This window comes from Bacillus sp. 05T21, assembly GCF_056396785.1.
Genome location: NZ_JBFTMD010000002.1, coordinates 145427 through 159390 on the forward strand (window position 1 = coordinate 145427; position 13964 = coordinate 159390).

The 13964-nt window shown below is 36.4% G+C and carries 14 protein-coding genes; all 14 read right to left on the bottom strand.

Annotated elements, in window-relative coordinates; all coding sequences use genetic code 11:
- Complete coding sequence (locus AC1DKZ_RS05645) at positions 1-1263, bottom strand: tetratricopeptide repeat protein (RefSeq protein WP_476995779.1); 1263 nt, start codon at positions 1261-1263, stop codon at positions 1-3.
- A 107-nt stretch (positions 1264-1370) separates the two neighbouring features.
- On the bottom strand, positions 1371-2645 hold the full coding sequence (gene aroA / locus AC1DKZ_RS05650; protein WP_215587529.1) for a 3-phosphoshikimate 1-carboxyvinyltransferase: 1275 nt from the start codon (positions 2643-2645) through the stop codon (positions 1371-1373).
- 161 nt (positions 2646-2806) lie between these two features.
- Entirely contained in the window at positions 2807-3919 is a 1113-nt protein-coding gene (hisC, locus tag AC1DKZ_RS05655) for a histidinol-phosphate transaminase (protein ID WP_002086618.1), read from the bottom strand.
- A 117-nt stretch (positions 3920-4036) separates the two neighbouring features.
- Positions 4037-5122, bottom strand: a complete 1086-nt coding sequence (aroB, locus tag AC1DKZ_RS05660; RefSeq protein WP_002011826.1) for a 3-dehydroquinate synthase — start codon at positions 5120-5122, stop codon at positions 4037-4039.
- Positions 5122-6294: a chorismate synthase gene (aroC, locus tag AC1DKZ_RS05665; RefSeq protein WP_002030766.1), complete on the bottom strand. Its 1173-nt coding sequence runs from the start codon at positions 6292-6294 to the stop codon at positions 5122-5124. Before aroC ends, aroB begins: the two co-directional genes overlap by 1 nt.
- A gap of 300 nt (positions 6295-6594) precedes the next feature.
- On the bottom strand, positions 6595-7041 hold the full coding sequence (ndk, locus tag AC1DKZ_RS05670; protein WP_000415879.1) for a nucleoside-diphosphate kinase: 447 nt from the start codon (positions 7039-7041) through the stop codon (positions 6595-6597).
- Positions 7042-7165: 124 nt separating this feature from the next.
- Positions 7166-8128, bottom strand: coding sequence for a heptaprenyl diphosphate synthase component II (hepT, locus tag AC1DKZ_RS05675; RefSeq protein WP_002011823.1), 963 nt, complete (start codon positions 8126-8128; stop codon positions 7166-7168).
- A gap of 38 nt (positions 8129-8166) precedes the next feature.
- Entirely contained in the window at positions 8167-8880 is a 714-nt protein-coding gene (menG, locus tag AC1DKZ_RS05680; RefSeq protein WP_002086620.1) for a 2-heptaprenyl-1,4-naphthoquinone methyltransferase, read from the bottom strand.
- Positions 8881-8909: 29 nt separating this feature from the next.
- Entirely contained in the window at positions 8910-9662 is a 753-nt protein-coding gene (locus AC1DKZ_RS05685; RefSeq protein ID WP_215587527.1) for a heptaprenyl diphosphate synthase component 1, read from the bottom strand.
- 271 nt (positions 9663-9933) lie between these two features.
- The gene (gene folE, locus AC1DKZ_RS05690) at positions 9934-10503 is read right to left on the bottom strand and encodes a GTP cyclohydrolase I FolE (protein WP_113937052.1); all 570 of its coding nucleotides are present in this window, start codon (positions 10501-10503) and stop codon (positions 9934-9936) included.
- Between the two features lie 121 nt (positions 10504-10624).
- Positions 10625-10897 (bottom strand): HU family DNA-binding protein, encoded by a 273-nt coding sequence (locus tag AC1DKZ_RS05695; protein ID WP_001043860.1) that lies wholly within the window; start codon positions 10895-10897, stop codon positions 10625-10627.
- A gap of 298 nt (positions 10898-11195) precedes the next feature.
- Positions 11196-12674 (bottom strand): stage IV sporulation protein A, encoded by a 1479-nt coding sequence (gene spoIVA, locus AC1DKZ_RS05700; protein ID WP_000416521.1) that lies wholly within the window; start codon positions 12672-12674, stop codon positions 11196-11198.
- A 242-nt stretch (positions 12675-12916) separates the two neighbouring features.
- A complete protein-coding gene (locus AC1DKZ_RS05705; RefSeq protein ID WP_002126422.1) occupies positions 12917-13630 on the bottom strand; it encodes a hypothetical protein in 714 nt (237 codons plus the stop codon).
- A gap of 65 nt (positions 13631-13695) precedes the next feature.
- Positions 13696-13899, bottom strand: coding sequence for a DUF2768 domain-containing protein (locus AC1DKZ_RS05710; RefSeq protein ID WP_002011815.1), 204 nt, complete (start codon positions 13897-13899; stop codon positions 13696-13698).
- Positions 13900-13964: the final 65 nt, after the last annotated feature.

Consider the following 13964-nt stretch of genomic DNA (forward strand, 5'->3'; position numbering starts at 1 on the left):
TTATGAAAAATCCTCTAAATTATATAACAATTCTTCAATATGAATTTGTGTCGGGTCTAGTTGTATTAACTGCGTAAATACTTCTTTCGCCTCTTTTCGCATTCCTTCTTCTAATAAGAAATAACCGTACTCTTCCAAGAAATCTGGATGATTCTTAAAAGAAGTATATGCACTTTCATAGTGTTTTAATGCATCCGAATACATTTCTAATTGTTTTTTTGCAAATGCAAGATCCCAAAGTAGTTGTGTATCTGGTTCTCCACTGTCAATTGCACGCTCTACAACTGCAATTAGCTCTTCGTATTTCTCTTGTTCTTTTAAAATATACGCATATTTTAATGTCGCACCTAAATGTCCCGGATCTAGCTCCAGCGCTTTTTGAAGCACTTCTTCTGCCTCCGCTATTTTACCTAATTTCGCCGCAATATTCGCTAATTCTACATAGAAAGGAACAGAAAGCTCATCTACTTTAATTCCTTCTTGAAGTGTTTCATAGCTTTCTTGAAGCATGCCTTCTTTTTCATAGCTTTTCGCTAAATACATGTATAACGATGCGTACTCAGGATCTAATTCTTTTAATTCTTGCCAAGCACCAATTGCTCTTTGATATTCTTCTCCTTGGTATAATGTGAAGGCATATCCAAATAATGAGTGAATATCTTTTTGCTCTTCTAACCCCGCTTCATAGTAAGAGATTGCCTCTTCCCAGTTTCCAATAGCACTTAAAGTTTCTGCTAGACGAAGCGCAATGACAACACCCCCCATAACTTTATGTTCTGCTAGTAACGATTCATAATAAGTGATCGCCTTTTGCTCTTCACCTTTACTACTATATAATTCTGCTAACCCAAACGTAATAACAGGTTCGTCTGGCATCATTTCTTTCGCCTTTAATAGTTTTTGTTCTGCTACATCATCAAAACCTTGCATTTGGAATAAATCCGCTACAAGTAATAACGATTGAACATATAAATCATCGTTTTCTGGAATATCATGAAGCACTTCAATCGCTTCATCTTCTTTATCTAAATCAATATATAATTCTGCTAAAAATACCGTAAATTCACTTTCTTCCGGATATAGCAAGCGTAAGTCTTCAGTAATTGCTAACGCCTCATCCATAAACCCAAGTGTATGATAGTAACGAGCGATATCATACTTCTCTTCATCATTAGCAACTCGTAGTTGTTCTTTTAATAATTGTAATCCTTTTTCTGCTTCACCGTTTTCAATATAAGAAACAGCCTGTTCAAACTTTTGCATAAACGTCTCCTTTAATTCAAAAAATATTCTCTTCTGTTCATTTATCATAAGCAACTAGGTGTAAGAACGCAACCTTTTGAGTGAACTACCTCTTCCTATACTTTCTCTCATAGCGCAGCTAATTGTTCGAAAAATTCCGGATACGATACAGCGACCGCATCACTATTCTCTATTTTCACTTCTCCATCTATAATACACGATGCGATTGCAAGCATCATCCCAATACGATGATCGCCGTGACTATTAACAGTATTTCCTTTTAAACTTTGTTTACCATATATAATCATACCATCTGGTGTAGCTTCAATCTTCGCACCTAATTTGCCTAATTCATCTACAACCGTATCGATACGATTTGTTTCTTTTACTTTTAACTCCTCAGCGTTTTTAATAACAGTAATTCCTTCTGCCTGCGTTGCCAATAAAGCAATTACAGGAATTTCATCAATTAATCTTGGAATAAGAGTTCCACCAATTTCTATTCCTTTTAGTTTAGATGTTTCAATCGTAATATCCCCGCACGGTTCAAACTCTTCATTTCTAATATGATCGATAGAAATAAGTGCACCCATCTTTGTTAATACATCTAAAATCCCTGTTCTCGTCGGATTTAAACCAACGTTTTCCAATACAAGCTTACTATTTTGGACAATTGCACCAGCTACTAAGAAAAATGCCGCCGAAGAAATATCTCCTGGAACTTCTATGTCTGCACCTTTAAGTTGTTGTCCACCTTGTAATGAAACGGTCCGTCCATTAACATCTACGGTACAACCGAATGCACGCAACATTCTTTCCGTATGATCACGAGATTGCATAGGCTCTGTTACCGTAGTAATCCCTTCCCCTTGCAAACCCGCAAGTAAAACTGCTGACTTCACTTGTGCGCTTGCTACTGGTGAATGGTAATGCATACCTTTTACCTTACCACCGCGAATAGATAAAGGTGTATATTGTCCGTTTTCTCTACCATCAATTTGAGCATTCATCTTACTAAGCGGGTCTGTAACACGTTTCATAGGACGTTTTCCAATTGATGCATCACCAATTATCGTACTATGGAACGGCGTATTTGCTAAAATCCCAAGCATAAGACGAATAGTCGTCCCTGAATTCCCCACATCTAATACTTCTTTCGGTTCTTGTAAATTATGTAATCCTTTACCGTAAATCGTGACATCGTTACCAAACTGTTCAATCTGGACACCTAGTTTTTGAAAACATGCAATTGTACTTAAACAATCTTCTCCTAATAAAAAATTTGATACTTTCGTCGTCCCTTCCGCTATCGCTCCAAACATAACAGAGCGATGCGAAATAGATTTATCTCCTGGAACAACAATTTTCCCATTCAAACTATTTTTTCGTCCTACTAGTTTCAAACTGTATCCTCCTCACATTTTAAATAAGTTATATGTACAATAAATAGTTCTTCTTATACGTCTACTTCTATTGTAACGTTTTCTTTCTTGAACGTGCAAACAACTCCCCTTATTGCAGTTCAAATGAAAAAGGCTCCTGTAACAGGAGCCTCCACCATTTCTTAAGAATACGTTTCTTCTTTCTTCACTTGTTCTTTTACAAGTTCCGTAAGTAATTCAATAATCTCATCATTTTCTTCTTTTAATCCAACAGTAATACGAATACCATCATGCATACCAAATGCTGCACCAGAACGAACGATATATCCTTTTTTCATTAATCGTTCGAAAGCTTCATTACCAGGTATACCAAGTTTCAAGAAAATGAAATTCGTTTGAGATGGATAGTAGAATACGTTATATTCCTTACAAAATGCATAATATTGATTTAATCCTCCGGCATTTTTCTTCACACACTCTTGTAAAAACTGTTGATCCTCTATTGCCGCTAACGCTACCGCTTGGGCGATAGTTGATGTGTTAAATGGTAGTCTTGCTACCTCTAGCTGCCCAATAAGCTTTGCATCACCAATCGCATATCCAATACGAAAAGCAGCTAATCCATATGCTTTTGAGAATGTGCGTAGCACCATAAGATTTTCGTACTTTTCAAGAAGAGGTAATGTTTGCGGATAATCTTCTGCCCCAGCATATTCATAATATGCTTCGTCCATAATAACGAGCGCTGACTTTGGAACTGATTCTAAAAATGAAAGTAATTTTTGTTTTTCTACATATGTACCTGTCGGATTATTCGGATTACAAATCCATACAATCTTCGTTTTCTCATCTACTTGTTGTAACATTGCATCTAAATCGTGAATGCCATCTTTAAGTGGTACTTCACGAACTTCTGCTCCTTCAATAACAGCATGGTGATGGTATTGCGAGAACGTAGGGTTCGCCATTACAACATTTGTTCCATTATGTAGCAAAGCACGACTAATCATTTGAATAACTTCATCTAGCCCACTACCAAATAAAAGTTGTTCCGCTTTTACACCTAAATGCTCTGCTACTTTCTCACGAAGCTCAAATGCCGCCCCGTCCGGATAGAGTGCATATTGATTAGCTAACGAAGTTAATGCTTCTGTCACACGCGCAGAGCAGCCAAATGGGTTTTCATTTGACGCTAACTTCACAATTTTTGACAATCCATATTCTCTTTTTACTTCTTCAATATTTTTCCCAGGTACATATGCTCTCAAAGTTAACAATTGCTCTTTTACTCTCACTTTTCTTCCCCCAGTCATTGATATGATTTATAATGTCTTACTGTCACCTTTAATCATAACCGTCACCATTACGAGAATACCTTTAAATATGCATTTCATACCTGTTCTACGACTTTTTTACACCATATCCTTTTGAAATGCTTCTAACGCAATATGAACAGTCTCATCTGAAATAGATACGACATTCACTCCCCCATATTCCTGCATAAGCACCATATGAATTGTTCCAGCATTTGCTTTTTTATCTTGTTTCATCAACTGAACGAGACGTTCTACATTCAAGTCACTTGGCATTTTTGGATAACCGTATTTCAAGAACCACTGCTTCATTTCTTCATAAGAAAGATCAACTTTGTACACTTGCTCACTTAAAAACATAGCAAATAGCATGCCAACCGCTACTCCATCACCGTGAGTAATATTCCCATATCCTAACTCTTTTTCAAGAGCATGTCCTAACGTATGCCCAAAATTCAAATGGGCACGTACACCTTTTTCTGTTTCGTCTTGCGACACAATATTCGCTTTCACAGGAATCGCCTTCGTTAATATATGGATTAACTTTTCATCACGAAGATCCGTTAACGTTTGCACTTCTTCTTTTAACCAATGATATAGCTCTACATCACCAATAAGAGCATGCTTTATCACTTCTGCATAACCTGATCGCCACTCTTTTTCAGGAAGTGAATGTAAAAATGGCGTATGATATACAACAGCTTCTGGCTGATGAAATGCTCCAATCATATTTTTTCCTAGTGGATGGTTAATTGCTACTTTCCCGCCTACTGCGCTATCGTGAGCTAATAAAGTCGTTGGAACTTGGACAAAGCGAATACCACGCATAAACGACGCAGCAACAAATCCAGCCAAATCTCCAATCATTCCGCCTCCAAGTGCGATGATTAAAGAATTTCTATCTAATTTATTTTCAAGAGCCGAAGTGTGAGCCTCATAGAAATTTTCAAAAGACTTCTCTTTTTCGCCACTCGGTACAACAAACGAAAATACTTTTTGCTCTACTTGCAATGCATCAACAACTGTCTGTAAATGCAGTGATGCAACAGCTTCATCAGAAATGATCATTATGTTAGATACTGCAGGATTCATTTTTTGAATAAGCGTTGTTAAGTGTGACAACGCCTCCCTTCCAACATGTACATCATATTCTTTTGATTTCGTTTGAATATGTATGTTCTCCATTAAAATCCCCTCGCATATTCATTATGTTTCTCAATATTTTCACGTATAAGATCGATACGATCTAATCCAAATTGTTCAATTAAAGCTGTTGCGAGCTCCCAAGCCACAACAGCTTCAGCCACAACGCTAGCTGCTGGCACTGCACAACTATCTGAACGTTCAATACTCGCTGTAAAAGGTTCTTTCGTATCAATATCAACACTTTGAAGCGGTTTATATAATGTCGGTATCGGTTTCATAACACCGCGCACAACAACCGGCATACCAGTTGTCATGCCACCTTCTAATCCACCTGCATTGTTCGTTTTTCTTCTGTACCCTTGCACTTCATCCCAAAGAATTTCATCATGCACTTCACTTCCAGGTCTATGTGCTGCTTCAAAACCAATTCCAATTTCAACACCTTTAAAAGCGTTAATACTCATAATTGCCGCTGCTAATTTTGCATCTAATTTTCTATCATAATGTACATAGCTACCTACCCCAATTGGCATTCCTTCTACAACTACTTCAACAATACCACCGATAGAATCACCATTTGCCTTCGCATCATCAATTGCTTGCATCATCTTTTTACCGGCCTCTTCATCTAAACAACGTACAGGAGATGCTTCTGTAGTACTTTGTAATTCCACAATAGAGTTATATTTAATATTTGCTGCCTGTACACCACCAATCTCGATAACATGTCCCGCTACTTGTATACCTAATTCCGCCAATATTTTTTTTGCAACTGCACCAGCTGCAACACGAACTGTCGTTTCACGTGCTGAAGAACGCTCTAATACATTCCTCATATCTCTATGACCATATTTAATCGCACCATTTAAATCAGCGTGTCCAGGTCTAGGTTTCGTAACTTGTCTTTTCATTTCTTTCTCTTCCTGCTCAGTTAACGGCTCTGCACCCATAACCTTTGTCCAATGTGTAAAATCACGATTTTCAACAACAAGTGCAATCGGGGACCCCATCGTCTTCCCATGCCTAACACCACTTACAATTTGCACTTGGTCTTTCTCAATTTGCATGCGTCTACCGCGTCCATATCCTTTTTGTCTTCTAGCTAATTCTTCATTTATATCATTCGCTACTAAAGATAACCCTGCCGGAACACCTTCTAAAATTGTCGTAAGTTGCGGACCGTGGGATTCACCAGCTGTAATATATCGCATACGTTATTCCTCTTTTCGCATATGTATTTATCCCGCTACATAAAGCAGCTATATTATCTTCCATCACTCTTTAAAATACAAAGAAATTATATAGTAAATCGAATGTTTGCTTTCCCTACTTGTAATTGCTCGATTATTTTCATAATAGTAGACCTTTTACTTTACATACCAATATATCATAACAGTCCTAACTTCGTAACTGATCGAAATAAAAAAAGTGCAAGAAGAATACCCCTATTCTTCTCGCACTTTTTACTATTATCACAGTTATTAAAGCGTTTACAAATTATTTCAAAATAATTAGTAAATCCATTGATTCATTAATTTTGAGTAGTCTACTAATTCTTCTTCCTTAAAGAAAATAGCAATCTCGCGTTCTGCACTTTCTAAAGAATCCGAACCGTGGATAATGTTTTTCGCAACAGTTACACCGAAATCTCCACGAATTGTTCCAGGAGCAGCTTCATGTGGTCGTGTTTTACCCATCATATTGCGTGCTGTATCTACTACACCTTCACCTTGCCATACCATTGCGAATACAGGACCAGATGTAATAAAGTCTACTAATTCACCAAAGAAAGGTCTTTCTTTATGCTCACCGTAGTGTTGTTCAGCAATTTCCGGAGTAACTTGCATTAATTTTGCACCAACTAATTGAAAGCCCTTTTTCTCAAAACGAGCTACAATTTCCCCAATGAAGGCACGTTGTACACCGTCTGGTTTTACCATTAGAAATGTTTTTTCCATAAAAAATCTCTCCACTTCTGAATTATGTATGTAATTGTATATCCCCACACACATATTAACACCCTTATCACAATTGCGCAATAGTTTTGAAATAGAGAGATTATTTTATTTTTTAGAAAAAACACTAAAATTTTCGTTTTCCAATATACTTTGCGACATTTTGCAACGCATACTTCGCCTGTCCACGAGGGAGTGGTTTTATTATTTCTAATGCTTTATGTAAATAACGTTCACTAAACGAAAATGCTTTATCAATAGCTTCGCTCGCTTTAATATCATCAATAATTTCTTTCATTTCACTTGCTGTTGTATTTTCATGTACAGATGTAATTTTTTGACGAAGAACTGGATCTTCCATGGCATACAAAACAGGTAATGTAATGTTACCTTGTAATAAATCACCACCAGCAGGCTTTCCAAGCTTCTCTTCTGTCGATACGAAATCTAAAATATCATCAATAATTTGATAAGACATACCAACAAAATATCCGTACCAAAATAGACGATTTACAGTATCACGATTAGCACCAGCAGCAATCGCTCCCAACTGACAACTTGCGGCGATTAACAATGCTGTTTTTCGTTTTATCCTTCTTAAATACGTTCTTAAATTTTGATCATAGTTATACTTATCTTTAATTTGTTCGATTTCACCTTTACAAACTTCTAAAATTGTATGAGACAACGCTTGATGTGCATCTGGAATTTCTATATTTGTTATACATTCAAGAGACTTCGCAAACAAGTAGTCTCCTGTATACATTGCAATACGATCTCCCCATTTCGCATTCACTGTTGCGCTACCGCGTCGTAAAAACGCAGCATCAATGACATCATCGTGAACAAGCGAAGCCATATGAATTAGTTCTAATGCAACCGCAACATGCTTAATTGCATCTAACTTATAATCCCCAAATTTCCCTGCAAGCAAAACAAAAACAGGGCGAATCCGCTTCCCACCTGCTTCAATAAGCTGTAATGCCGCTTCTTCTACTAACGGCTGCTCAGAAGCAACTGTCTTCTTCAATTCTTTTTCTATAACATTAATATCCGATCGTAAAAAAGAGTACATAAGTTGTAACTTCATATTGTTCACCTTAACCTAAAACGTCTTTTTTCTATTTTCTATTTTGATTCTGGTTTAATACCTAAATGCATAGCTGCTACACCAAAAGTAAATGGTTTCACTTGCACATTCTTAAGCCCAGCTTCTTCAAACATACGTGCTAACTCTTTCATCCCTGGGAATGTACTAGCAGATTCCTGAAGCCATGAATATTCTTTATAACTTTTCGCAAACATCTTTCCAAATAACGGCATGATATATTTAAAGTATAAGACATATCCTTGACGAAAACCTATCATCGTTGGTTGGGATGTTTCCAGGCAAATTACTTTTCCACCAGGCTTTACTACACGCGTCATTTCTTTTAATACTTGCATGTAATCCGGAACGTTACGTAACCCAAAACCAATCGTTACATAATCAAACGTATTATCTTCATAAGGAAGTTCCATTGCATTTCCATGCATAAGTTCTACTTGCTTTAATTCTAAAGCTTCTACCTTTTGTTTACCGACAGCTAGCATATTTTCGCTAAAGTCTAAACCGTAAACCTTCCCATCTTCACCTACAGCTCCCGCTAGTGCAATTGTCCAATCTGCCGTCCCGCAGCATACATCAAGTGCCTTACTCCCGGGTTTCACATCCATAATTCGCATCGTTTCTTTGCGCCATGCCTTATGCCTTTGAAAACTAATTACAGAATTCATCACATCGTATTTATCAGAAATTTTCTCAAATACGTCATGTACTCTTTCTTCTTTTGATTGTTGCATGCTCGTACCTTCTTCCAATGTAAAGTTGCTTATTTCCTTGATTTATCTCTTAACATAGAAATTATCTCATTAACTTCTGTATGATTCTCTAAAAAATTTTCTTCCTGCTTTCTCATTTCCATAAGCCATTCATTAATTACTGTTTCCAGATTTTTATCATCATCCAATGAGATTTTTTGGACTGCTTGAAAAACAGGTGAATTTTGTTTATCAGCATACAATTGACACTCTTTTTGAAGACGATTTTTTCCTAACACATAAGTTATATATGGTTTCCAATTAGATAACTGAAAATGATCACATGTTTTTTGCAAAAGCGCAGATTCAATTATTACTACACTTTCCATTATGTCTTGAATCGCCACATGTGCTTTTTGATATAGCATAATTTTATGTTCATTAATCTCCTTAATTCCTTCAGCAAGTGCACGAATTAAGATAATATCACAATTCATTGACAATAAGTAATAGTATAGACCACTATAATAATCCCCTGCAAGAACTGTCAATTGACGACGCTTATGGAATCCACTCGTCTCTTCGTTTGCTTTATTTGATACTTTTTCATGTGTATCAAGAGCAATTTGTACAAGCATAATCGTTACGACATAATGATCAATTTGTTCTTTATGTATATTTGCACTTTTTAATGCACCGTATAACAGCGCTATTTTTTCTTCATCAATAAATGGTTCTTCAATATAGTTTATAAAATAAGGATGGCGTAATTTCTCCATCAATTTCTCTTTAATACCCGCATACCCTCCGTAGATGTCACACACAAAAAATCACCCTTGTTTTCTAATTCATAAAATTTATTATAACACATACATTCTATTTTCTATAATCAAAACTTGGCTACTTCTGCCAAACTGCCACCGAATAAAGCCTCAACTTTTATTCATACAAGTTATCTTCGTCTCTAACAACTACAAACATTCATTTACACAAAAGGCAGAAGTAATTTTCAACCTTTATATTCTTGCTCTTTAACATTAAAACTATATCATTTTTTTGTATATAAAAAAAAGAAAAGCAGTTTCCCGCTCTTCTTTAATTCGTCTTAATAAACGATAAAATTTCACTACGTGCTGCTGCATCATTTTCTAACACGCCGCGCACCGCAGTCGTTACTGTTTTCGCACCAGGCTTTTTCACACCACGCATCGTCATACACATATGCTCTGCTTCTACTATTACCATTACACCATGCGGCTCTAGTACTTCCATAATAGAGTTAGCTACTGTTGATGTAATTCGTTCCTGTAGTTGTGGACGACGCGCAATCGTGTCTACAGTACGAGCTAATTTACTTAGTCCTGTTACTTTTCCACCTTGCGGAATATATGCAACGTGAGCAACTCCATAAAACGGAACAAGATGATGCTCACACATCGAATAGAATGGTATATCTTTTACTAGCACAAGCTCTTCGTGGTCTTCTCCGAATACTTTGTGTAAATGCTCTTTCGGATCCTCATGCATTCCTGAGAATACTTCTGCGTACATTTTCGCAACACGTTTCGGTGTATCAAGTACTCCCTCGCGATTTGGGTCATCTCCGATTGCCTCTAAAATAAGACGTACTGCATGTTCAATTTGTTCTAAATTAACTTTTGCCATCCGCTAGCCCTCCCGAAAAACCTAAAAGTGATACGAACACATTCTAGCATATTTATGTTTTTAAAAGCAAAAAGAAGAGTTTCCAAAAAGGAAACTCTTCTTCCCTGTTAATATGTAAGGATTATTTAACCGCATCTTTTAACGCTTTACCAGGTTTGAATGCAGGTACTTTACTTGCAGCGATTTCAATCTCCTCACCTGTTTGTGGGTTACGACCTTTACGAGCCGCACGCTCACGAACTTCGAAGTTACCGAATCCGATTAGTTGTACTTTATCACCTTGTTTTAAAGCTTCTAAGATAGAATCAAAAACAGCGTCCACTGCTTTTGTTGCGTCCTTTTTAGAAAGGGAACTTGCTTCTGCAACAGCATTGATTAAATCTGTCTTGTTCATGCCATTCACCTCCTCCCAAAGATAAGACTGTATAATGATCATAAAATGAGTCTTACTTTCATTTGTAGGCAATTTTTACAAATTCTATACTACAAAGATGTAGATAAATCATTATCAACGCCTATATTATACGATTCTCCTTTATAATTCAATATTTTTAAGGAAATTGTTACTCTAAAAATGTGAAATTCTGATGAAACTTGACAATTTGCAACAAAATATTAGATAATGACTGTTTATTTTTCTATTACGTACTGAAAAAGAAAAAAATCCCTCTGCAATTAGAGGGATTTTTTTCTTATAATATAATCGCAATTAATCCGCCAGATCCTTCGTTAATAATTCTTTCTAGCGTTTCTTTTAATTTATAACGAGCGTTTTCTGGCATTAGAGATAACTTCGCTTGAATTCCTTCTCTAACAATAGAGCTAAGAGAGCGCCCAAATATATCAGAATTCCAAATTGATAGCGGGTCATCTTCAAAATCTTGCATCAAGTAACGAACTAGTTCTTCACTTTGTTTTTCAGTACCGATAATTGGTTCAAATGTTGATTCTACATCCACTTTAATCATATGAATAGACGGCGCAACCGCTTTTAATTTAACACCGAACCTTGAGCCGTGACGAATAATTTCCGGTTCATCTAAGCTCATATCAGCTAATGCAGGCGCTGCTACTCCATATCCGGTTTGTTTTACCATCCGCAGGGCATCCGCCACTTGGTCATACTCTGTTTTCGCATGAGATAAATCGAGCATAAGCTTTAATAAATGATCTTTCCCTCGAATCTCTACTCCTACTACTTCTTTTAAAATTTGATCATACAATTCATCTGGCGCATATAAATCAATCTCTGCCACACCTTGCCCCATATCGATGCCAGCTAGACTTGCTCGATCAATAAATTCATATTGACTAAACTGCCAAACGACACGGTCCACATCACGAAGACGTTTTATATCCTTTACAGTCTCTTGAACCGCTTCCTGATAACTTTGGCGTAACCAATGCCCTTCATTTAGCACCATTACCCAGCTCGGAAGGTTTACATTCACTTCTAAAACCGGGAACTCGAATAATGCTTCTCGCAGTACGTTATACACATCTGTTTCTCTTAAACTCTCTACACTCATCGCAATTACTGGGATATCATATTCTTCTGATAAACTTTGACGTAACTGCTCCGTATCTGGATGGTATGGCTGTACAGTATTGATAATCATAATGAAAGGCTTTCCTACTTCTTTTAACTCATTTACAACGCGTTCTTCTGCCTCTATATAATCTCTTCTTGGAATTTCACCAATTGTTCCATCTGTTGTAATAACGACACCAATTGTTGAATGCTCTTGAATTACTTTACGTGTTCCGATTTCTGCAGCTTCATGGAATGGAATAGGCTCTTCATACCAAGGAGTATTAATCATGCGCGGACCATTCTCATCTTCATAGCCTTTTGCTCCCGGAACCGTATATCCAACACAATCTACTAATCGAATATTCACTTCAAGACCTTCATCTACTTCGATAGAAACCGCTTGGTTTGGAACAAACTTCGGTTCCGTCGTCATTATTGTACGACCAGCAGCACTTTGAGGCAGTTCATCCTGCGCTCTTTGACGGTCTGACTCATTTTCGATATTGGGAATAACAACAAGTTCCATAAACTTTTTAATAAATGTTGATTTCCCTGTTCGAACAGCTCCTACAACTCCAAAATAAATATCACCGCCTGTGCGTTCCGCAATATCTTTAAAAATATCTACCTTTTCCAAGTGATTCCCTCCCTCAATATTTTTGGGAATAATTCCACGTTTATAGTCAACTAATACCTTCTCTAATGTTGCCTATAATATCTGATATAATATAATGGTATTCTAGAAGTTCGGACAATATATCATATAATTTTGTCCAATTTCATATGACTATTTAAAAATACCTTTTGTTTGCATCGCAAGTTGTATAACATAAAAAACCTTTCTTCTAGAACTTATTCACTAAAAGAAAGGTTCATGACTTATGATTTTAAAAAAATTGGTTCTCCATTTTTTACTGTATACGGCAAAGAGTATGCAGGAACAAACGGGGAATCCTTCGATAGTATACTCCTGATATCTTCACCTTCTTTAAATTGTCCTTCATTTTTTTTCAACGCTTCATATAAGTCGATTCTATAATCAACAAACAATTCTCCTTTTTCATTAATTACAAGAGGGAGACCTTTTCCTGAGTACGGACTTGTCACTTGTGGTACATCTTTATATCCTAGTTTTTTGAAGTCTAATTCATAAACACCATCTGTGATCACTTTTTTAAAAGGTGGATATTGATGTTCATCACGATACATTCTTAGCTTCAATGCCACTTCTTGAATTTGTTCCGCCATTCTCACATCAATTAACTTTACTGTCGGATTTTTTTCAACATCTATTAATACATATTGATATACTCCACCACTTTCATACGCATTCCCTGGTGCCTCTTGTATGTACCTTGGAGCAATTTTTTGAAAATCAATTGGATACTTCTGATAAATCGGCGTACTCATATCACGCGTCTTAATTGGTAATAAACCATCCGTTTGCTCCTTATATGTATTAATGGCTTTTTGTACAACTTGCAACTGGTCTTCATAAGGAATAGCACTTTGTTTCATATTTTCTCTTGGATACATACACCCTGTTAAAATGCTCATGCAACAAAATATTAAAATAATATGGATTTTTTTCACTGACAATCACCTTTTCATGCTAGTATGGACTGTTGCTTTTGTAACATTTACCGACTACACATCCTTTATTGCTCAATAGGGCCACTAAATACAACAAGGAAAATAACAATTCCCGATACAATCATGAGGGTGTACGCTACTAAAGCTGTAATCCCTTTCAAAAATTTATTCTTCATTTTATGCCTACTCAATAAAATAAAACTTACTGCAAGAAACATAAATCCAATTGCCCCTAAAGCAAACCACATTTTCATAAGCCCTTCCGACATATATACACCCCTTTACTTTCAAACTATTTTTATACTATTTTAACAAATTAAAATCTTTAAACAAA

What these genes read in the sequence shown, in the direction of transcription:
- AC1DKZ_RS05645 (WP_476995779.1), bottom strand. Translation starts at nt 1,263, where the DNA reads ATGCAAAAGTTTGAACAGGCTGTTTCTTATATTGAAAACGGTGAAGCA.
- aroB (WP_002011826.1), bottom strand. Translation starts at nt 5,122, where the DNA reads ATGGAGAACATACATATTCAAACGAAATCAAAAGAATATGATGTACAT.
- aroC (WP_002030766.1), bottom strand. Translation starts at nt 6,294, where the DNA reads ATGCGATATATTACAGCTGGTGAATCCCACGGTCCGCAACTTACGACA.
- ndk (WP_000415879.1), bottom strand. Translation starts at nt 7,041, where the DNA reads ATGGAAAAAACATTTCTAATGGTAAAACCAGACGGTGTACAACGTGCC.
- hepT (WP_002011823.1), bottom strand. Translation starts at nt 8,128, where the DNA reads ATGAAGTTACAACTTATGTACTCTTTTTTACGATCGGATATTAATGTT.
- menG (WP_002086620.1), bottom strand. Translation starts at nt 8,880, where the DNA reads ATGCAACAATCAAAAGAAGAAAGAGTACATGACGTATTTGAGAAAATT.
- folE (WP_113937052.1), bottom strand. Translation starts at nt 10,503, where the DNA reads ATGGCAAAAGTTAATTTAGAACAAATTGAACATGCAGTACGTCTTATT.
- AC1DKZ_RS05695 (WP_001043860.1), bottom strand. Translation starts at nt 10,897, where the DNA reads ATGAACAAGACAGATTTAATCAATGCTGTTGCAGAAGCAAGTTCCCTT.
- AC1DKZ_RS05710 (WP_002011815.1), bottom strand. Translation starts at nt 13,899, where the DNA reads ATGTCGGAAGGGCTTATGAAAATGTGGTTTGCTTTAGGGGCAATTGGA.